The sequence below is a fragment of the Chryseobacterium sp. X308 genome (assembly GCF_020733145.1).
Classification (GTDB): domain Bacteria; phylum Bacteroidota; class Bacteroidia; order Flavobacteriales; family Weeksellaceae; genus Chryseobacterium; species Chryseobacterium cupriresistens.
Genome location: NZ_JAJFZH010000002.1, coordinates 458315 through 478124, shown reverse-complemented (window position 1 = coordinate 478124; position 19810 = coordinate 458315). Strand labels below are relative to the sequence as shown.

General features: G+C 38.0%; 18 protein-coding genes. 5 read left to right on the top strand and 13 right to left on the bottom strand.

Going from position 1 to position 19810, the window contains the following annotated elements:
• Positions 1 to 71: 71 nt before the first annotated feature.
• Positions 72 to 1019, bottom strand: a complete 948-nt coding sequence (locus tag LIV57_RS05120; protein WP_227941710.1) for a hypothetical protein — start codon at positions 1017 to 1019, stop codon at positions 72 to 74.
• Positions 1020 to 1419: 400 nt separating this feature from the next.
• Between LIV57_RS05120 and LIV57_RS05115 the strand changes: the two genes are divergently transcribed.
• The 4 genes from LIV57_RS05115 to LIV57_RS05100 all read left to right on the top strand — a co-directional run bounded on the left by LIV57_RS05115 (position 1420) and on the right by LIV57_RS05100 (position 3659).
• Complete coding sequence (locus LIV57_RS05115; protein ID WP_110011128.1) at positions 1420 to 1764, top strand: twin-arginine translocase TatA/TatE family subunit; 345 nt, start codon at positions 1420 to 1422, stop codon at positions 1762 to 1764.
• A gap of 2 nt (positions 1765 to 1766) precedes the next feature.
• Positions 1767 to 2333, top strand: coding sequence for a phosphatase PAP2 family protein (locus tag LIV57_RS05110; RefSeq protein ID WP_110011127.1), 567 nt, complete (start codon positions 1767 to 1769; stop codon positions 2331 to 2333).
• Positions 2330 to 3142 (top strand): tetratricopeptide repeat protein, encoded by an 813-nt coding sequence (locus LIV57_RS05105; protein ID WP_227941709.1) that lies wholly within the window; start codon positions 2330 to 2332, stop codon positions 3140 to 3142. The genes LIV57_RS05110 and LIV57_RS05105 overlap by 4 nt, the downstream gene beginning before the upstream one ends.
• Before the next feature lie 64 nt (positions 3143 to 3206).
• Positions 3207 to 3659 (top strand): tRNA (cytidine(34)-2'-O)-methyltransferase, encoded by a 453-nt coding sequence (locus LIV57_RS05100; protein WP_202843859.1) that lies wholly within the window; start codon positions 3207 to 3209, stop codon positions 3657 to 3659.
• Between the two features lie 82 nt (positions 3660 to 3741).
• Here the strand turns inward: LIV57_RS05100 and LIV57_RS05095 are convergent, their stop codons facing one another.
• On the bottom strand, positions 3742 to 4215 hold the full coding sequence (locus LIV57_RS05095) for a 23S rRNA (pseudouridine(1915)-N(3))-methyltransferase RlmH (RefSeq protein WP_227941707.1): 474 nt from the start codon (positions 4213 to 4215) through the stop codon (positions 3742 to 3744).
• A 308-nt stretch (positions 4216 to 4523) separates the two neighbouring features.
• Here LIV57_RS05095 and LIV57_RS05090 point away from each other — a divergent pair, with 308 nt between their 5' ends.
• Positions 4524 to 5537 (top strand): YihY/virulence factor BrkB family protein, encoded by a 1014-nt coding sequence (locus tag LIV57_RS05090; protein WP_202843857.1) that lies wholly within the window; start codon positions 4524 to 4526, stop codon positions 5535 to 5537.
• Here LIV57_RS05090 and nhaA read toward each other — a convergent pair.
• From nhaA to LIV57_RS05035, 11 genes are all read right to left on the bottom strand, one after another.
• Positions 5534 to 6712 (bottom strand): Na+/H+ antiporter NhaA, encoded by a 1179-nt coding sequence (gene nhaA, locus LIV57_RS05085; RefSeq protein ID WP_227941706.1) that lies wholly within the window; start codon positions 6710 to 6712, stop codon positions 5534 to 5536. The two genes, LIV57_RS05090 and nhaA, sit on opposite strands and share 4 nt — an antisense overlap.
• 2 nt (positions 6713 to 6714) lie before the next feature.
• Complete coding sequence (locus LIV57_RS05080; protein WP_137904224.1) at positions 6715 to 8925, bottom strand: RelA/SpoT family protein; 2211 nt, start codon at positions 8923 to 8925, stop codon at positions 6715 to 6717.
• 109 nt (positions 8926 to 9034) lie between these two features.
• On the bottom strand, positions 9035 to 9400 hold the full coding sequence (locus LIV57_RS05075; RefSeq protein WP_227941705.1) for a hypothetical protein: 366 nt from the start codon (positions 9398 to 9400) through the stop codon (positions 9035 to 9037).
• A gap of 744 nt (positions 9401 to 10144) precedes the next feature.
• Positions 10145 to 12052 (bottom strand): acetate--CoA ligase, encoded by a 1908-nt coding sequence (gene acs, locus LIV57_RS05070; RefSeq protein WP_227941704.1) that lies wholly within the window; start codon positions 12050 to 12052, stop codon positions 10145 to 10147.
• A 62-nt stretch (positions 12053 to 12114) separates the two neighbouring features.
• On the bottom strand, positions 12115 to 14001 hold the full coding sequence (locus tag LIV57_RS05065) for an AMP-binding protein (RefSeq protein WP_227941782.1): 1887 nt from the start codon (positions 13999 to 14001) through the stop codon (positions 12115 to 12117).
• 69 nt (positions 14002 to 14070) lie between these two features.
• Positions 14071 to 14430: a response regulator transcription factor gene (locus LIV57_RS05060; RefSeq protein ID WP_227941703.1), complete on the bottom strand. Its 360-nt coding sequence runs from the start codon at positions 14428 to 14430 to the stop codon at positions 14071 to 14073.
• Positions 14431 to 14439: 9 nt separating this feature from the next.
• On the bottom strand, positions 14440 to 17142 hold the full coding sequence (locus LIV57_RS05055) for an ATP-binding protein (protein WP_410673321.1): 2703 nt from the start codon (positions 17140 to 17142) through the stop codon (positions 14440 to 14442).
• Positions 17135 to 17329, bottom strand: coding sequence for a hypothetical protein (locus LIV57_RS05050; protein ID WP_062670711.1), 195 nt, complete (start codon positions 17327 to 17329; stop codon positions 17135 to 17137). The genes LIV57_RS05055 and LIV57_RS05050 overlap by 8 nt, the downstream gene beginning before the upstream one ends.
• Positions 17330 to 17331: 2 nt before the next feature.
• Positions 17332 to 17790, bottom strand: a complete 459-nt coding sequence (locus LIV57_RS05045; RefSeq protein ID WP_062670709.1) for a GNAT family N-acetyltransferase — start codon at positions 17788 to 17790, stop codon at positions 17332 to 17334.
• 64 nt (positions 17791 to 17854) lie between these two features.
• Positions 17855 to 18082 carry a DUF6814 family protein gene (locus LIV57_RS05040; protein WP_062670707.1) on the bottom strand — a complete coding sequence of 76 codons (228 nt, stop codon included), beginning with the start codon at positions 18080 to 18082 and terminating at the stop codon, positions 17855 to 17857.
• Positions 18083 to 18125: 43 nt separating this feature from the next.
• Positions 18126 to 19706, bottom strand: coding sequence for an MFS transporter (locus LIV57_RS05035; RefSeq protein ID WP_227941701.1), 1581 nt, complete (start codon positions 19704 to 19706; stop codon positions 18126 to 18128).
• Positions 19707 to 19810: the final 104 nt, after the last annotated feature.

Sequence of the window (19810 nt, the reverse complement as noted above, 5' to 3'; positions counted from 1 at the left end):
TTATCAATGCAATAAACGGGAAACTCACTGAGCTTCCCGTTTTGATTAAAATCTGATTTTTATGAAAATAACTATGGATAAAGGGATTTTGTCCCGTTACTTACTATATTGCTGCCCAATCCGGAGAATGACACAGAGAAATTAGTGGAATTAAAGCTTAAAGAACCTGTAGGAGTACAAAGTCCAAGGGCATAACGGCATTGTCCGTAGGCACCTGTTCTTTTTATAATTTTACTCTCACTTTTCGCTTTTCCTAAGCTGATGTACCCCCAATCACTGACATCTGCATTGGAAACGGTGGATCCTGAATAATAAATGGTAATCTTATATCCGGCTTCACCTCGTTTAGAACCCCAAAGCCAATTGGCTGTCCACCACTGTTTATACCATGTAGAAGCTACTTTTGAAGCTTCGCTGTCAGATGTTTCTGAATTTCCCCTGGTATCCATCATCACAAGACCTCCGAAGATATTGTCCCATATAATTCCTGAATCTCCATAAAAACACAACGTGGTAAATTTTCCGCTTTTTCCGTTCCATGTTACTTCCATAACTTGAGTGCCCGGTTTTACTTCTTCGGTGATGGCTTCTTTTAATCCCCGTTGTGCAGTTGTCAGATCCTCTCCGTTATACAAATCTCCGATTTTTCCGATTTTTACAGAGGATGGATCCATTATGTTCCCGGATGCAATGAACTCATTTTGATCCGTAATAAGGCTTTTTGAAAGTTCAACACCCTGTTGGGTTGAAATTTTTCCCAGCACTGTTACTCCGGTAATCTGTAAATCATTTTTTAAATAGATTTCGAGATTTTTGCCGGATTCATCCAGCTGATGCTGTACTGCTTCAGGAACAATCTGGGAAGAAGCAGGAGTGATCTCTTTTTTCAGATCGTCTAGGGTTACCTTAGCCTGAATGGTTTCCTGCTGGTTCACCTCATTGTTTTCATTCCGGCAGCTTTGAAGTACCATTACCGTCAACACGGCAAAAACTTTAAAAGTAGTTACTAGTTTTTTCATAATGAATATTGATTTGGTTGTGTATTATAAATATACATAAATATTAATTAATTCTCACTATTTTGAATTAAATATTTGTTAATTAATAAGTGGAGGTTGCAGATGTTAGGAGCTAAGTTTGAGAGTTTGAGAGTTTGAGAGTTTGAGGGTTCAGGGTTCTAAGTTTAAGTTTGTGGGTAACAGGAATAAAAAGAACCAGCAACTCGCCCTCGTAACAACACCAAAAACTCGCTACCAAGCAACCTGCACTAAAATAATCGCGAAACCCGCAACCCGTCTACAAAACATTAAACTTTGAACCTTGAACATTGAATCCTGAACTTCATTATAAAATCTTAAAATTTGTTTAAATTTTTAGTTTACAGTCCATAAATGCAATAATCTTTCGTAATTTTACGCCATGGAATTAAGCATTGGAGAAATGGCACTCATTGCCATTGCAATCGTTGTATTATTCGGTCCGGATAAGCTGCCCCAGATTGCGCGTGACTTAGGTGCAGGCGTTAGAAAGATGCGTGGAGCAGTGGAAGATATTAAAACTGAAATTATGAAAGAAACAGATAACCCTGTTTCTGAAATCAAACGTGAGATTGAGAAGGTAAAAGATGCTGCAAAGGATTTCAATCCGATGAATGATATTCAAAAAGATATTCTAACGGAACCTTCTTCTTCTGTTGCCTCCAATGAGCCGCCAAAACCGAAGCCTGCAGATGATGAGACTTATGAAGGACCTGTAAGCAGATAATCATGGAGGAAATCATACAGGAAGATAAGAAGGTATTTCTTTACCTTAATAATTTGGGGGATTCATCTTTTGACCAGTTTTGGATGCTGATTTCAAGTACCTGGATCTGGGTACCTCTTTATATTATATTTCTTTATTTTTTATACAAAAACCATCAACTAAGATCATTAGTTTTTATCCTTATATTTCTGGCCATCGGTGCGACGGTTTCTGATCAGCTGGCCAGTGTTTTCAAATATGGTGTAGCTAGGTTGAGACCTTGTCATGACCCTACACTGGAACATCATATGAGAATCGTGAAATGTGGTGGGCAATATGGTTTTTATTCTGCTCATGCTTCCAATACATTCTTTTTGGCATCCTTTTTAAGTATTTTATTAAAAAATAAGCTTAAATGGTTTCCATATGCTATATTTGTATGGGCTCTGGTGGTTTCCTACAGCCGGATATATTTAGGAGTGCATTTCCCGATAGATATTTTGGTGGGGGCGTTTGTTGGATCTTTATTGGGAGTGATATTTGGTGCACTCGCCAAAAAAGTGATCAACAAACAAACTATAAACTCATGAAAAAAACTTTACCAGCAGTAATTTCCCTCTTTTTATACCTTAATTTCTATGCCCAGAATAAAAAACTGGCTGAAGAATGCTTTAACAAGGCTGATTATAAATGTGCAGAAGAACAGTATTTAAAACTGGCAGAAAAAGAACAGATCCAAAAATTTCAATCAGAATATTACGATTATCTTGGAACGTCCCAAAGAAGGCTTGGAAAAACGACTCAGGCTTTTAAGTCTTATGATTCTGCTTTAAAAGCAAACCCTATGTCAATTTCTGTATACGTGAATCTGTCATCGCTTTACAGCCAGAAAGGAAACAAAGTAAAGGCATTGGAATATGTAGAAAAAGGACTCAAAGTAAATCCTGAAACAGCTGATTTGTATCTTACCCGTTCCAAAATTTACGACAGCCAGGGAAAAAAAGATCTTGCTATTAAAGATCTTAACCAGATTCTCACTTTTGCTCCGGATAACATTTTTGCAAAAACAGGGCTTGCCAATCTGAAAAAAAATAATGGTGACCTGGATGGAGCGTTGAAAGATTATAATCAACTTCTTGCTGAAAAACCGGAATCATTACTTTATAACGGAAGATCAGACGTCTATTTTAAAATGAAAAAATATAAGGAAGCGCTGGCAGATGCTAATAAAGCAATTTCCATAGATCCGAAATTTGCCCAGTCTTATGTAAGCAAAGCCATGATTCTCCTGGACATCTCCAAACTTAAGGAAGCCTGTGAAAATCTGGATAAAGCAGTGGCTCTAGGCTATGAAAAAGCAGTCCTTACTGATTCTTATGCTAAATGTGTAAAGAAATAAATTAAAAACATTCTACCCAAATCATTAAATAAATCCATACTAAAAAGAATAAAGAGATAAAAAGATGTTGAATATTGTTCTTGTAGAGCCAGAAATACCTAATAATACAGGAAATATCGGAAGATTGTGTGTAGGAACCGAAAGCAGATTACACCTGGTTCATCCGTTTGGATTTGTAATTAATGATAAAAACCTGAAGCGTTCCGGATTGGACTATTGGGTGCATCTGGATGTTTCTGAATATGCAGATGTGGATGAATGGATCAGTACAATCCCTGACAGGTCACGTGTTTTTCTAATGAGCTCCCATGCCGAAAAATCATATCTTGAAACTGATTTTCAGGACGGAGACTGGCTGGTTTTCGGAAAGGAGAGTGTAGGACTGAGTAAAGAGGTTCTGGACCGTTTTGAAAATCATCTGACCATTCCTATGTCTAAACTCATCAGGAGCTTTAATATTGCCAATTCCGTTGCTTTTGTGGTGGGTGAAGCCAAGAGGCAGATCAGTCTGAAATAAAAAAGAGGTTGTTTCAGGAATGTCATTCTGTGTCAGAATGACAAAAACCAATTATTTGACTTTTGAGATAATACCTTTTGTTTTAATCGTTATGATAAGGTTTACCCTGCAAAATCTGATCAGCGCGGTAGAGCTGTTCTACAATAAACAGGCGGATCATCTGGTGGGTAAAAGTCATTTTGGATAAAGACATTTTTTCATTGGCTCTGCTATAGATTTCTTCGGCGAAGCCATAAGCGCCTCCGATCAGAATATGTACTTTCTTGACAGAAGAATTCATCCAGGTGTCAATTTTCTGTGAAAACTCGCGGCTGGTAAACTGTTTTCCTTTTTCATCAAGAATCATCACCAGATCGTTTTTGTCGATATGGTTTAAGAATAACTTGGCTTCTTCTTTTTTAAGAAGGTCTGGAGATAGGTTTTTGGCATTTTTCACATCCGGAATTTCTGTAATTTCAAAATTCCAGTGTTTGGGTAAACGGTTGAGATAATAATTGATTAAAGAGGTAATTTCCTTATCATCCGTTTTTCCGATACAAAGTAAGCTGATTCGCATTGTAAGAAGTTTCAGAGGGCAAAGATAGGGCTTCGCAGGGTAAAGTTCAAAGTTCAGGGGTTTAAAGTTTAGAGTTATTGTTGTTGATTGTTTTGCGGGATACGTGATACGTGATGCGTGATACGTGATGCGGGGTTAGGTGATAAAGAATTGCAGGTGATTACGTTCTCATTAACTTTAAACCTTAAACCTTAAACCTTAAACCTTAAACTTTAAATTCTCAAATTTCTGCTAGCTGCCACCTATCATCTTATATCTTTTCCCATTTAATTTAATTCCCCTACCTTTGTATAAAGACAAACAGATCGATGAGTGTAAAGGTTCCTAAGTTTATTTTAAAGATTCAAGATTTTTTTGACAGCATCCATATTCCTGTTTTGGGAATATCGCTTTGGCAGATGTTTCAGATCTATATCTCCGGGATTTTTAAAGGGAAAATAGGCAGAAAAGCGGCTGCTATTTCGTGGAGTTTTACCATAAGTCTGTTTCCGTTTATTCTGTTTTTGCTTTCTGTACTGCCTCATATGCCGCTGTATGATGAGCTTCAGTTCTATATTTTTGATGTGCTGATGCATAATGTTTTTCCATCCAACATGGAAGGCGACGTAAAAGGATACATTGTAAGCAATATCATCCCGAATATGAAAGGAATCAGTAACCTGACGATTCTTCTGGCTCTTGTTTTTGCAACGAACGGTACATTTTCCCTGATCAACGGATTTAATGAAAATACAGATGAAAAATTAAGTGACGTAAAAGAGTTTATTCTTTCATTTTTTATCACGATAGGCTTTATTACCATCGTTTTTTTAACACTGTTTGGAGTGTATTACGCAGAGGTTGTAATGAAGCTTTTTACGCCGGCTTATGATGTAACCTGGCTGGTAGATAACCTTTCTAAAATTATCGGATTTGTTTCTTTTCCGCTTTTTTATTTTATACTTCTGACCTTATTTTACTGGCTGGGCACTGTGAAGATCACGAGATTCCGACAAGCGGTTCCGGGAGCTATTCTGACTACAGTATTGTTTGTGGTTACAACTTATATTTTTGCCATTTATGTAAAGGATATCGCCCGGTATAATGTTCTTTACGGATCCATTGGCAGTATGATTCTACTGATGGTTTGGGTAAATGTAAATGTATATCTCCTGTTATTCGGGAATGAGCTGAATATGGCGATCCGAAAACTCAGAATAGAAAAGCTGCTGTCTGATGAGATAAAGAAAGAAGCCTCAGAATATCATGCACAGATTACTGAACCGGACTTTGATAGTGATGAGGAACACAAAAGAAAATTGGAGAACCGGAAGGAAGATTAATTCTCTTCCAGTTCAGGGTTTTCTTTTGAACTTAGACTGAGTACAATAAATCCGGCAATGGCGGCAATAAAGGACGCAATCAGAATTGCAAACTTCGCTTCATCCTGAATCGGAATTTCTTCTTTGAAAGAAAGCAATGCAATAAAAATAGACATAGTAAACCCGATTCCGGCCAGCAATCCTACACCAATCATCTGAAGCCAGTTACTGTTTTGAGGTAGTGAACTGAGCTTTAATTTAATAGCAATCAATGAAAACAGATTGATCCCAATCAGCTTACCCAATACCAATCCACAGATAATTCCCAGTCCTAATGTGCTTGTAACTCCTGCCACCATTTCACTGGAAAAAGTAATATTGGTATTCGTTAAAGCAAATATTGGCATGATCAGAAAACTTACCGGAATATGAAGCTGATGCTCCAGTTTTTCCAGAGGTGAAATTTCTACATTCGAAGCATTGGTAGGAATGGAGAACGCCAGCAAAACACCTGCTATGGTTGCATGAATTCCGGAATGATGAAGGAAATACCATAAAAACAGTCCCGGAATGATGTACAATATTGTTTTGGTTACTTTTAAAAAGTTCAAAATAAAAAGTAAGGCTGTTACCCCAAAAGATAGCAGGAGATAGCTCCAGTGAATTTGCTCTGTATAGAAAATCGCGATCACTAGGATCGCTCCCAGATCGTCTACAATAGCTAATGCCGCTAAAAATATCTTGATAGAATTGGGAATCTTTTTGCCTAACATCGAAATAATGGCAAGAGAAAAGGCTATATCGGTTGCCATAGGGATTCCCCAGCCATTGCTGTATTCCGTTCCTGTATTGAAAATGCTGTAGATAACAGCGGGAATAAGCATTCCGCCTACGGCTGCAAAAATAGGAAGAGAAGCATTTTTAAAAGATGAAAGCTCACCTTCTACAAGTTCACGTTTTATTTCAAGACCTACCAGAAGGAAAAAAACTGCCATCAGACCATCATTGATCCAGATGCTGACAGGATATTCCAATCCAAAAAGATGCGTTCCCACCACTTTGTCTAAAAAATGCTGAAAGTTCTCTGCAGCAGACGAATTGGCAATAAGCAATGAAATAAGTACACAGAAAATAAGAATAATTCCTGAGGACTGACTGTTGTTGAAAAATTTTTTAAAATAAAGAGATAAATTCATGTTTACGATTGTACCCGTCTCACTCTGGAAACACCATTAATATTTTTAAGTTTTTTAAAGGTCTCTTCCAGCTGACCTTTATTTTTGACTTCGAGGTTGATATTTCCTGTGAAAACACCATTGTTGGATTCAATAGACATACTTTTCATGTCCATCCCCATACTCCCGCTGATGACAGTCGTGATATCATTAATCATACCCATTCTGTCAAGCCCTTCAATTTCAATTTTTACTCTGTTTTTGAAGCTTTCCGCATTCACCCACTTGGCAGGAATGACACGGTAATCGTACTGTGCCCTCAGATTGATGGCATTCGGGCAGTTGTCACTGTGTACCTTGATTCCGTCTGAAATCGTTATGAATCCGAAGATTTTGTCTCCCGGAATCACTGTGCAGCATTTTGCATACGTGTAGTTAAGTTTCTCTTCGTCCTTCCCAAACACAATCATATCAAGGTTTTCCTCTTTCGGATCGTCAAAATGCAGATTTTTGTTGGGTGATTTTCTGAATCTTGAAAGTAAATTGTTGAATACGTTTTTACTTTCTATATATTTTCTCAGGCTGCTTACATCCAGTTCATTACTTTGGAATTTAAGGAAGAGTTCCTGGGAAGATTTTAAATTAAAGAACTTCTGAAGTTTATTAATTTCATCATCATTAAAATTGATTTTGGCGTGACGAAGTTTTCGCTGCAGAATTTCTTTTCCTTCTTCTACCAGCTGGTTTTTCTGAGAGTTCAGATAACTTTTAATCTTGGATTTGGCCTTAGACGTCACAACAAATTCCAGCCAGTCCGATTTAGGTTTCTGGTTCTGAGAAGACAGGATGTCTACCTGATCTCCGTTTTGAAGGATGTAGGAGATAGGAACCAGTTTTCCATTGATCTTGGCACCTAAGCATTTCATTCCCAGATCGGAGTGAACAGAGAAAGCAAAATCCAGAGCGGTAGCATTAGTCGGAAGGATTTTAATTTCTCCTTTTGGCGTAAAGACAAATACTTCTTTGGAATATAAGTTAAGCTTAATATTATCCAGAAGTTCCGAGGTGGAAAGATTCTGCTGCTGTTCCAGTACTTCACGGATCTCGGTTACCCATTTTTCAAAATTTCTGTCATCAGAACTCTGTTTGTAACCTTCTTTGTATTTATAGTGTGCGGCAACCCCTTTCTCAGCAATTTCATCCATTCTTTCGGAACGGATCTGTACTTCAATCCACTTTTTATCAGGGCCTAAAACTGTTAAATGTAAACTCTCGTATCCTGTAGAGCGGGGCTGGGTAATCCAGTCACGCATTCTGGATGGGTTACTGTGGTATACATCCGTAACGATAGAGTAAATTTTCCAGGCCAGGAATTTTTCATTTTTCGCATCCGATTTATAAATAATTCTGATGGCGTAGTTGTCAAAAACCTCTTCAAAGGAAACTCCCTGTTTCAGCATTTTCCTGTAAATGGAAGAAATAGCTTTCGCGCGGCCTTTGATTTTAAAGTTTAAGCCTTCTTCATGAAGCCTTTCGGATACTTCCTTCTTAAATTCTTCAATATACCTTTCACGGCTTTCCTTGGCCAGTTCCAATTTCTCCGTGATCTCGTTATAGACTTCCGGATTATTATATTTTAAAGAAAGATCTTCAAGCTCAGATTTGATATTATACAATCCAAGACGGTGAGCCATCGGAGCATAGATATACACTGTTTCCGAAGCAATTTTTTTCTGCTTATCCGGAGCCATGCTTTCCAGAGTCCTCATATTATGGAGACGGTCTGCAATTTTAATCAGAATCACTCTGAAATCCTCAGATAATGTCAGTAAGAGTTTTCTGTAGTTTTCAGACTGCACAGAGATATTCTGGTGGTTCATGATGGAAATTTTCGTCAGTCCATTCACGATATTGGCAATCTTCTCACCAAAGATTTTTTTCAGATCTTCGTAGGTATAATCAGAATCTTCAATCACATCGTGCAGAAGTGCACAGGCAATAGAAGTAGCACCCAAACCAATCTCTGTTGCTACAATTTTAGCAACAGCAATAGGGTGGTAGATGTAAGGTTCTCCGGATTTTCTCCTTTGATCCTTGTGGGCATCCAGCGCGATATCGAATGCCTTTCGGATGAGCTTATTATTTTCCTCATCCAATGTTCTGTATGTATTAGAGATCAGGTCCTTATATCTGGCAAGGATCTCTTTATTCTCTTGTTCTAAATCGTAGCTCATTTGTGCACATGCCTATAATTAGACGAAAATACGAAATTTTTTACTTTTTTCAAACATAAAAGATCCGCAGTATGCACTACGGATCTCCGGCTATTAGATTTTATATCGATTAGAATTTCACTTCAGAATTCATACCGTCACTTGACGTTTTGATTTTAATATCAGGGCTGCTGTGGATTTCAGCTCTGTTTCTTGCATCAATATACCTTTTGATGGTATCATAATTGGTTTCATTGATCTTCATATTTTCAAATAAATAGGATTTCAATGCTGCATTCTGAATAAATGCGTTTCTTGCAAGGTCAATCTGATTAAGATCATTTACGGTAACACTTGCCAGAAATTGAGAATTACCGGAACCATCATTAAGGTATACAATATAATCTGAGTTTTCAAATCCTGAATTTTCCAGATCACTTTCCAGTTTTTTGTAGTCGCTGTGATGACCAAATACTCCAGCTAATATATGTGACATAGTTAATTGGTTTTAAGTTCCCATTAAAGTTACTAATAATTTTCTGATTATCATTGCATTTGAGTTAATATAATTTGTTAATTAATATTTGGTTTTCAATAGATATAGGTAATGTTTAAGGATAATTATTGAACGGGTGTTTAATTTTAACAATTGGATAATATTTGTGCTTTTGAAACCTTGATGCCTCTTTTGCTTGGTTTTGCATTTGAAGACAGAAGACCATAAACAAAAAACTTCAAATTGCGGTTTTTTTAACGAGCAAGATGCTCGTGCCAGGGAAGGATTTCAAAGTTGCCTTATCATCATACTTAATGCCCAATATAGCAAAGGAAAATTCTAAAGCATTATTTTTTTAATTTACCAGAAAAAATAAATAATATCCAAAATAAAAAACCAAAAATAAGATCAAATATTAGATTAGTTGATGTTAAATGATGAGAAACTGTAAGGCTATATGTAATATCAATCACTAAGATAATTCCACAAAACATCAATAAATACGTAATTGCTCTTATGATATTCCTTTTCATCGTATTTCTTTTGAATTTAATTGCTTAAAAGATTTTGATTGAATTAAAATTTAGTTTTGTTCACGGTATAAAAATAGTGAAATCTACTTTATTAGGTTACAGTATTTAATGAGTAGGAGAAGGGCGAGGTGATTTTGTTTAATTTATTTATCCATAAACAAAAAGCCCCGAAATAAATTCCGGGGCCCACTATTGGTTAAATAATGATTAATTAAATTCTTTCGTTTTTAATTTCTTCTACAATTTCAGGATTTAAAAGCGTACTGATGTCTCCAAAATTACTGAAGTCACCTTCTGCAATTTTTCTCAGAATTCTACGCATGATCTTTCCGGAACGTGTTTTCGGAAGCCCGGAAACGAACTGTATCTTATCAAGCTTGGCAATAGGTCCGATCTGATCCGAAATTAACTGATTGATCTCCTTTTTAAGATTTTCCTTATCACGTCCTTCTCCGGTTTCTTTAAGCATTACATAGCCATACAGCGCATTTCCTTTGATGTCATGAGGGTAACCTACAATGGCGGATTCTGCAACAGCCGGGTGCTGGTTGATGCTGTCTTCAATAGGTGCTGTTCCAAGATTATGTCCTGAAACGATAATTACATCATCTACACGCCCGGTAATTCTGTAATAGCCCACTTCATCCCTCAAAGCTCCGTCTCCTGTAAAATATTTTCCAGGGAAAGCTGTGAAATAAGTTTCTTTATATCTCTGATGGTCACCCCAGATGGTTCTTGCGATTCCGGGCCATGGAAAACGGATACAAAGATTTCCTGTCACCTGATTTCCTGTGATTTCATTGCGCTTATCATCCATCAGAACTGGTTGTACACCAGGCAAAGGAAGAGTAGCATAAGTTGGCTTTGTAGGTGTTACAAAAGGAAGCGGTGAAATCATGATTCCTCCTGTTTCCGTTTGCCACCATGTATCTACAATCGGACATTTTTTCTTCCCGACATGGTCATTGAACCAGTGCCATGCCTCATCATTGATAGGTTCACCTACTGAGCCAATGACCTTCAGAGAACTTAGATCATGTTTGTCTACCCATTCCGTACTTTCTTTTGCTAAGGAACGGATCGCAGTAGGTGCCGTATAAAACTGAGTGATCTTGTGTTTTTCAATCACTTCCCAGAAACGGTCCGGTTCCGGATAAGTAGGAACGCCTTCAAAGATCACTGTAGTAGCACCGTTCAACAGCGGCCCGTAAAGAATATAGGAGTGTCCGGTGATCCATCCGATATCTGCTGTACACCAGTAAATATCATTTTCTTTATAATTGAAGACGTTTTTGAAGGTGTAAGCGGTGTACACCATATACCCGGCGCAGGTGTGCAACATTCCTTTAGGTTTTCCTGTAGATCCGGAAGTATATAAAATAAAAAGAGGATCTTCAGAATCCATAATGACAGTAACGAAATCAGGAGAAGCTTTTTCATACAGATCGGCCATCCAGTAATCTCTTCCTTCTTTCATTTTAATTTCGTTGTGAGTTCTTTTTACCACAAGAACTTTCTCCACGGTCGGCGTTTTTTCCAGCGCATCATCTACAATGCTTTTCAGATCCAGAACTTTATTACCTCTGTAGCTTCCGTCTGATGTGATAACCATTTTGGCTTCACAGTCATTGACCCTTGAAGCCACTGCTGAAGCTGAGAATCCTGCAAAAATAACAGAATGAATAGCTCCCAGTTTTGCACAGGCAAGCATCGTAACAGCCAGTTCAGGAATCATAGGAAGATAAATGCAGACCCTGTCTCCTTTTTCAATACCCATATCGCGCAAAACATTGGCCGTTTTATTCACCCGGGTGTATAATTCGTTGTAAGAAATATGCTGTGCTTCTTCCTTAGGATCGTTGGGTTCCCAGATGATTGCTGTTTTTTCTCCTCTTATGGTAAGGTGTCTGTCGAGACAGTTTTTGGTAATATTGAGTTTCGCATTTTTAAACCAGGTGATCTTCGCTTCATTCATGTCGTACTTAACAACCTTGCTCCATCTCTGATACCACACGAAGTTTTGATCTGCAACTTTATCCCAGAATTTTTTAGGATTTTTGATAGACTTCTTATAGTCTTCAAAATATTGTGGTAAATCTTCTATTAAGTAATTTCTCATATCCCTTTCGTTTTTTGAAATTTGAATTTATTATATTTTTAAATTTATGTTTAATTTCCCGTTTAAGCTCTATAAACCTGGATTTTTTCCTGAATTTCCTCAATGATTTTTTCATCATCAATAGTGGATGGAATCTGAAAATCTTTACCGTCCAGCAGTGTCCGGATCAGCTTTCTTAAAATTTTTCCGGATCTCGTCTTGGGTAAACGTTTGACAACCATTACGTTTTTTAAAAAAGCAACTGCTCCTATTTTATTGCGAACCATCTGAACGATGTCTTTTTCAATATCTTCTTCAGAAATCGCCGAGCCGTTTTTCAAAACCACCGTGGCAAAAGGAACCTGTCCTTTTAAATCATCATCAATGCCTACAACGGCACATTCGGCAACATCAGGATGTGAGGAAACAATTTCTTCCATTTCGGAGGTTGAAAGCCTGTGTCCAGCTACATTGATCACGTCATCCACTCTTCCTGTGATGAAAATATAACCGTCTTCATCCTGAATAGCACCGTCTCCCGAAAAATAATACCCTTTATACTGAGACAGGTAACTGCTTTCAAAACGGGCGTAGTCTTTCCATATTCCAAGCATGGCGCCAGGTGGGAGGGGAAGTTTGATCACCAGATAACCTTCATGGTGAGGATCGAGTTCGTAACCGTTTTCATCAAATATTTTAATATCATATCCCGGAACAGGCTTTCCTGCAGAGGCCCTTTTGATCTGATAGTTTTCTTCGTGAGTGAGCAATCCAAGCATTGGCCAGCCGGATTCTGTCTGCCACCAATGGTCTATTGCAGGAACACCAATATGTTCTGCAAACCAGTCCAAAGTGGCAACATCGCATCTTTCACCAGCGAGAAACTGTTTTTTAAAATGGGTTAAATCGTATTTTTTTACCAGCTCTCCGTTCGGATCTTCTTTTTTAATAGCTCTGATAGCTGTAGGGGCCGTAAACATCACCGAAACTTTATATTCTGAGATAATTCTCCAGAAAGTTCCTGCATCAGGAGTCATGATAGGTTTTCCTTCAAAAATAATGGTCGTGTTTCTGTTGATTAAGGGGCCGTACACAGAAAAGCTATGGCCAACCGCCCATCCGAAGTCTGAAGCAGCCCAATACGTTTCTCCCGGCTCAACACCATAGACATAAGTCATTGAGAATTGTAATGCCGTGGCATAACCTCCTGTATCACGAACGATCCCTTTAGGTTTTCCGGTAGTTCCTGAGGTGTAAAGCAGGTAGAGTGGATGAGTAGATTCTACAGAAACGCAGTCCGCAAGAGCTGATTTTTCTACCAGTTCTTCATAATCAATAAGACCTTCAAACATTTCATTCTGATTATCAACTAGTTTTCTGTTGTATACAACAATATTGTCTACTTTGTCCTGAGCCAGCTCGATCGCTTTTTCTACCAGCGGCAGATAGGGGATTCTCTTTGCAATTTCAACACCGGCCGTGGCTGTGATTAAAACTTTCGGTTTGCAGTCATCAATTCTTACTACAAGCTCATGAGGAGCAAAGCCTCCGAAAACTACATTGTGAATCACCCCGATTCTTGCGCATGCCAGCATGGCAAAAAGCGTCTGCGGAATCATAGGCATATAAATAACGGCTGTGTCTCCTTTTTTTAATCCTAAAGAAACCAATCCTCCTGCCAGTTTTGCTATTTCCTCTTTTGCCTGATGAAATGTGTAGGTTTTCTTCTGATGGGTTACAGGAGAATCATAAACGATCGCAATCTGATCACCAAAACCGTCTTCAATGTGTCTGTCAATGCATAAGTAACACATATTGAGCTTTCCGTCAGAAAACCACTGTGGATAATCGTTCTCACCATTGGAAAGAATCTGCTGCGGAAATTCAAACCATTGTATTTTCCCGGCCTGTTCCTTCCAGAAGTCTTCTTTGTTTTCTATGCTTTGTTTAAATAAGGTATCTGTATTCATATCAATATCAAGGTCAATAGTTGTGTTTAGTGTCTGCATGTCATTACGAGCCGCAGGCGAAGCAATCTCTTAAAACATCTCCTCAATCTGCTGCATCAGTTTCTTAATCGAGTAGGGTTTTGTAACGTAAGCGTTAGCTCCCATTTCCAATCCTCTTTCAATATCTCTCGGGTTATTTTTAGCACTTAGAAAGATCACTTTGGTGTCTTTCAGTTTTTCATCCTGTTTAATAAGATCCAGGGTGCTGTAGCCATCAAGATTGGGCATCATAATATCGAGAAGAATCACATCCGGAACCATGGTTTTCAGAAAGTCAAGGACTTCCATTCCGTCACGGGCAATGTAAACATCATATCCGTTTTTCTTAAAGCTGTATTCCAACGACATCAATATTTTGTGTTCGTCATCCGCAATGATTATCTTTCTCATAATAAGTTTTTAATGGTGTTCAACTTCATCTGTAATCTCTTTTTTAGTTTTTTTGGGAATGTTGATGGTGAAAGTTACGCCCAGCCCGCTGTTTTCTGCTTTTATACTTCCTCCGTGTGCCTCTACAATTTTTTTGGAAATGGCCAGTCCCAGTCCGCTTCCTGTAGGCTTTAATATGTTTTGATTTTTCGATTGATAAAATTTATCAAAAATCATTTCCAGATCCTCTTCCGGGATATGCTTTCCGGTATTGAAAATGGTAATGATCAGCTGCTGATCTTTTTCAAACAATTTGGTCTGAATGGTGCCGTGTTCTTCCGTAAATTTTAAAGCATTTCCCCAGATATTCTGAAACAGCTGAATCATTCTTGCTTCATCATATTCAAATATAGACTGATTCAGGAGATTAACTTCACTTAAATGAATATTTTTCTGCTGTATCAGGTGAAGAAGCGGATTCAATGCTTTTTTATACGTGTCAACAATATTGTTTTCCTGAATATGCAAAGAGATTTCACCATGCTGCAGTTTATCCAGATAAAGAATATCATTGATGATTTCGCTTAATCTGTCGGATTCTGTGATGATGTTGCTTAAAAACTCCTGTTTGATGTCAAAAGGAATATCATCGTCATCCGCTAAAATTTCTCCTGCTGAACGGATGGCCGTAATCGGAGTTCTTAGCTCGTGAGCGACAGAATCCAGAAAGTCGTCTTTTTGGCGGTCTTTAATAATCAGACTTTCGTTGGCAGTTCTTAGATCATTAGACAATTTCTGAAGTTCTGCAGACTGTTCGGTAAGCTTTTTATTTAAGCTGATATTTTCCTGCGATTCTTCGAGAATATTTAAAACTTCTTTTAAAGATATTTTATCTTCCTTGGTTACTCCTTCAATCAATATTTTTGCGGAAGCTGTACCGATTCTTCCGGCCAATAGGTTTTCTGAGAATTTGATAAACCTTGAATCGGCAGTCTCAGTATTGGAGTCGATGTTATATTTTAAATTAAAAATCCTTAAGGCCTGCTCCGTTTTATTCTTACCTAAGAAACGTTCCAGAATATTTTGAATATCAGAAATATATGCGGTTCCACGCCAGATGAAAGCATTTTCGTGATTCTGAATGTACTTATCAATGTCTACGTAAAGCTCAGCAAAGTTTCTTTCGCGGTAATTTCCTTTGGAGCTTACAGAAACAATTGTAAATAAACTTGTGTTCACCAGTATCGACCAGAAAAAGATCTGTGGAATCATTCCTAAATAAGGAATGGTAAAAAATCCGAAAGCATTATACATATCCCTCAAGACCCCTTTAAATTCCTGATTGTACGAAAAATAATATTGTGGAATAATCAGCCCGAAATAGCAGATTACCAATCCGGCTAAAAGTCCTGTAACAGCACCCTTATAACTTCCTCTTCTCCAGAATAAAGCTCCGAAAAATGCAGGTGCCAGCTGTGCAATCACTACAAATGAGATTAATCCTACCGAATCAAGTGAGGTCTTCAGAATGAAATATTTATAGAAGGCAAAAGCCATAATGATCAATGCGAAAATACTGAACTTCCTGATATTGGTGATGATTCTTGTATTTTGCTCCTCGCTTTCAGATTTTAATTTTCCCAGTAATCCGTATGGAATGATGAGGTTGTTGGAAAGCATGATGGATAAAGTAATGGCAGAGATAATGATCATGGAAATACATGAGCTCAATCCTCCAAGAAAGACGAATACTGTGATCAAAGTATTGTCGAAATGCTGTGGAATCAGAATAGAGTAGAACTCAGGATTTACTTTCTGTCCGTCAAAAATTAATCTTCCTCCCCAGGCAATCGGGAAAATAAATACAGTAAAGATTAGAAGGTAAAGCGGAAAAAACCAAATAGCTGTTCTGATGTGCTTTTCCTGCCTGTTTTCAACAATAGCAGTGTGGAACTGTCTTGGGAGAATGCAGATCGCTGTTGCGGAAATCATGCAGAGAACCATCCAGTTCAGGGCACCTTCAATTCCGTTGAAGGTGTTTTTTTCTTTAAAATCTTCAAATTTACTGGCTTTCTCATAAATATCTGAGAAACCATCAAAAACATAATAAATAACGAAAAATCCGAGAATAATAATGAAAAACAGCTTTAAAAAACTTTCCAGAGCAATGGCGGAGATAATTCCAAGCCTTTTTTCTGAAGCATCCACATATCGTGTTCCATAGTAAGAAGAAAATAAAGCGATTAAAATTACCACGAAAGTTGCATTATCAGTAAGAATGTCTTTCGACATCGGAGTTTCAGTTACCAGATGGAAGGTTTCAGAAATGGCTTTAATCTGCAGCCCGATATAAGGAACTATCGCCAGAAGGCAGACTATCGTGATAATGGCACTCAGGCTTCTGCTGTTCCCGTATCTCAATGAAATGAAATCGGCAAGGCTGCTTATTTTGTTGACCCTTGAAATTCTTACAATCCGGGTATTGATATAGATCCATGCCGGAATAATCATAATAGGTCCAATGTAAATTGGTAAATAGTTTAATCCGCTTGTTGCTGCCACACCGATACTTCCATAATACGTCCAGGCAGTACAATATACAGCAAGAGATAAAGCATAGATGTATGGATTATTGATCCAAAGCTTGCTTCTTTTCTTCTCTGCCAGGTAGGCAACTAAGAAAAGGAGGGCCAGATAAAACAGAACGACAAAAAATAATGCGAAACTACTCATCATGTCTTTTTACAATTACAAAAGAAATCACAATGGAAATCATCCAGACCACGAACAGATAAATAAGGATCATAGGATAGCCCAAAACTTCCCTGTCACTATTGAAAAGAAGTGAAATAGGAATGCTGAAAGCAATCATAAGCCCTACGCTCAGTATGATAAGTTTTTGTTCGTGTCTTTTTTTCATAATTATTTTATTTCCTTACTGAAGCATATCGCTTCTTCACGTCCGATGTAAATTCCATAATTTTCAATGACCTTATATTCGTTTTTCAGATAAAACTTTACGGCATTGTCATTTTTTTTACGGGTTTCCAGATAGATGTATTTATAGTCGAATTGTTTTGCGGCTTTTTCTAACGCCGAGAGAATCTTTCCGCCCAGGCCTATGTTTTTGTCCAGGGAGAACATGCGTTTAATTTCACATATTTCTGGTGAAAGGGGGCGAAAACCTCCACAGGCTATGGGTTTTTCATCACTTACAGCAATGAGGAACAAAGCTTTCTCCTGACAAAAGTCATCAAGGTTTGCACTTTTGCTTCCACTCTCACCAGAGATTGTAATAAGAGAAGTATTTAATCTGTGGATGAGGTCAATAACGCTCTTATCCTGAGAAGGACGGGGAATTGCTTTAATCGTGATATCCATTTTTTTATAATTTATAACAGATCATTGATGAATGCCGCATTCATCAATGATCTGTTTTTTGCTTTTAAATTTTATCGTCAGAATATTCTCCTTTTAAGGCGTAATAACCGAAAACTGCCATTCCGCCTGAGATAATCGGCATCAGTACAAAAAGAATGATGATGCCAAAAACCAGATCTTCCTGTTTTCCGGAAGTTATTTTCGGGATTCCCAGTACGGTAATTCCGAAGTAACCCACAATTACTGCTATTGCGATCCAGAGAATGCCTAATATTTTTTTTAGTCCGTTCATTTTAGTAGTTTTAAAATTAATAAAAATTTGAGTGATTCAGTACCTAATCGTGAAGATTATTGTTCTTATTTTTAAGATAAAATAATCCGATGATCAAACATACGGCAGCGACTCCAATCGGGTACCAGAGTCCTTCCAGATACCATGTTGCATGTCCTGCTTCTTTTCCTGTAGTCACCAGATAAGTAGCTACCGCTGGAAGAAGTCCTCCAAATACCCCGTTTCCAATATGATAAGGTAATGACATTGAGGTGTAACGGATTCTCACAGGGAACATTTCAACAAGGAAGGCAGCGATAGGTCCGTAAACCATCGTTACAAAGATCACCTGGATGAAAACAAGGAATACCAGGTACCATTTGGTGTTGTCACTTAATTTTAAACTTTGAGAAACTTTGGCTTCCTCCGGTTTTCCGTCTTTCATAACAACTCCTGATGGAGACCAATGAACTACGCTGTCTTTTTTAATTAAAGTTCCGTCCGTATAAAGTGTTTCTTTGTGAAAAGTCACCAGGCTGTCTGTCGCAATATCATTGTGGATTTTCGCCGTTCTTTTTTCTGTAATTCCATTGGCTGCAATCGTTTTGTTTTCGAGGTTTACACTTTTAAACATGCTGTCGTAGATAGGTCTGTACGCTAAAATAGCGATCAGCATTCCGGTCATCATCACTGCTTTTCTGCCGATTTTGTCAGAAAGCCATCCGAAGAATACAAAGAAGGGTGTTCCTAAAAATAAAGCCGTAGCCATCAGTGAATCTACCTGCGCCGATTCTACATTCATGACCTTTTGAAGGAAACTCATGGCATAGAATTGTCCTGTATACCAGATCACCCCTTGCCCCATCGCAGCCCCGAATAAAGCCAGTAGTACAAATTTGAAATTGTATTTGTTTCCAAAACTTTCCTTTAAAGGGTTTTTGGACGTTTTTCCCTCGCTTTTGGCTTTCGCAAAAAGGGGTGATTCTTTCATGTTCTTTCTGATAATATAAGATACGGCCACCATCAGAATAGAAATCCAGAATGGAACTCTCCATCCCCAGGTATCAAATTCTTCTGCAGAAAGAGTAGTCTTGGTGATCAGAATAACGATTAATGAAATGAAAAGTCCGGCTGTTGCTGTAGTCTGGATCCAGGAGGTCCAGTATCCGCGGCGATGAGGTTGTGCGTATTCTGCAACATACGTGGCAGCACCTCCGTATTCACCTCCTAAAGCAAGCCCCTGAAGTAATCTTAAAATTAAAACCAAGACCGGCGCCAGAAATCCAATGGTTTCATAGCTGGGAATACACCCGATCAGAAAAGTGGAAAATCCCATAATCAGTAACGTAACCAGGAAAGTATATTTTCTTCCGATAAGATCTCCCAGTCTCCCGAAAAATAATGCCCCGAAAGGTCTTACTACAAATCCGGCAGCAAAAGTAGCCAGGGTAGATAAAAATGCGGCAGTAGGATTATCCGCAGGGAAAAATTTGGTCGCTAAAACAACGGCCAGACTTCCAAAGATATAGAAGTCATACCATTCTATCAATGTTCCGAGAGATGAGGCAGTGATCACACTCCAGATGGTGCGGTTTTTCTGCCTGTCGGTCATATTTTCGTAGCTTTCGTGATGATTTTCGCTCATATTGATTAGTTTTTGATGTTAGTGGAATAGGAATTTAATTTGTTTTAAACCATTAAGGGATTTTAAGTTGATAAGAATAATTAAGATGATAGCTGAAGCTATTT

Excerpts from the sequence above, each read along its gene's own strand:
- LIV57_RS05120 (WP_227941710.1), bottom strand. The coding sequence starts at position 1,019 with ATGAAAAAACTAGTAACTACTTTTAAAGTTTTTGCCGTGTTGACGGTA.
- LIV57_RS05115 (WP_110011128.1), top strand. The coding sequence starts at position 1,420 with ATGGAATTAAGCATTGGAGAAATGGCACTCATTGCCATTGCAATCGTT.
- LIV57_RS05110 (WP_110011127.1), top strand. The coding sequence starts at position 1,767 with ATGGAGGAAATCATACAGGAAGATAAGAAGGTATTTCTTTACCTTAAT.
- LIV57_RS05105 (WP_227941709.1), top strand. The coding sequence starts at position 2,330 with ATGAAAAAAACTTTACCAGCAGTAATTTCCCTCTTTTTATACCTTAAT.
- LIV57_RS05100 (WP_202843859.1), top strand. The coding sequence starts at position 3,207 with ATGTTGAATATTGTTCTTGTAGAGCCAGAAATACCTAATAATACAGGA.
- LIV57_RS05095 (WP_227941707.1), bottom strand. The coding sequence starts at position 4,215 with ATGCGAATCAGCTTACTTTGTATCGGAAAAACGGATGATAAGGAAATT.
- LIV57_RS05090 (WP_202843857.1), top strand. The coding sequence starts at position 4,524 with ATGAGTGTAAAGGTTCCTAAGTTTATTTTAAAGATTCAAGATTTTTTT.
- nhaA (WP_227941706.1), bottom strand. The coding sequence starts at position 6,712 with ATGAATTTATCTCTTTATTTTAAAAAATTTTTCAACAACAGTCAGTCC.
- LIV57_RS05080 (WP_137904224.1), bottom strand. The coding sequence starts at position 8,925 with ATGAGCTACGATTTAGAACAAGAGAATAAAGAGATCCTTGCCAGATAT.
- LIV57_RS05075 (WP_227941705.1), bottom strand. The coding sequence starts at position 9,400 with ATGTCACATATATTAGCTGGAGTATTTGGTCATCACAGCGACTACAAA.
- acs (WP_227941704.1), bottom strand. The coding sequence starts at position 12,052 with ATGAGAAATTACTTAATAGAAGATTTACCACAATATTTTGAAGACTAT.
- LIV57_RS05065 (WP_227941782.1), bottom strand. The coding sequence starts at position 14,001 with ATGAATACAGATACCTTATTTAAACAAAGCATAGAAAACAAAGAAGAC.
- LIV57_RS05060 (WP_227941703.1), bottom strand. The coding sequence starts at position 14,430 with ATGAGAAAGATAATCATTGCGGATGACGAACACAAAATATTGATGTCG.
- LIV57_RS05055 (WP_410673321.1), bottom strand. The coding sequence starts at position 17,142 with ATGAGTAGTTTCGCATTATTTTTTGTCGTTCTGTTTTATCTGGCCCTC.
- LIV57_RS05050 (WP_062670711.1), bottom strand. The coding sequence starts at position 17,329 with ATGAAAAAAAGACACGAACAAAAACTTATCATACTGAGCGTAGGGCTT.
- LIV57_RS05045 (WP_062670709.1), bottom strand. The coding sequence starts at position 17,790 with ATGGATATCACGATTAAAGCAATTCCCCGTCCTTCTCAGGATAAGAGC.
- LIV57_RS05040 (WP_062670707.1), bottom strand. The coding sequence starts at position 18,082 with ATGAACGGACTAAAAAAAATATTAGGCATTCTCTGGATCGCAATAGCA.
- LIV57_RS05035 (WP_227941701.1), bottom strand. The coding sequence starts at position 19,706 with ATGAGCGAAAATCATCACGAAAGCTACGAAAATATGACCGACAGGCAG.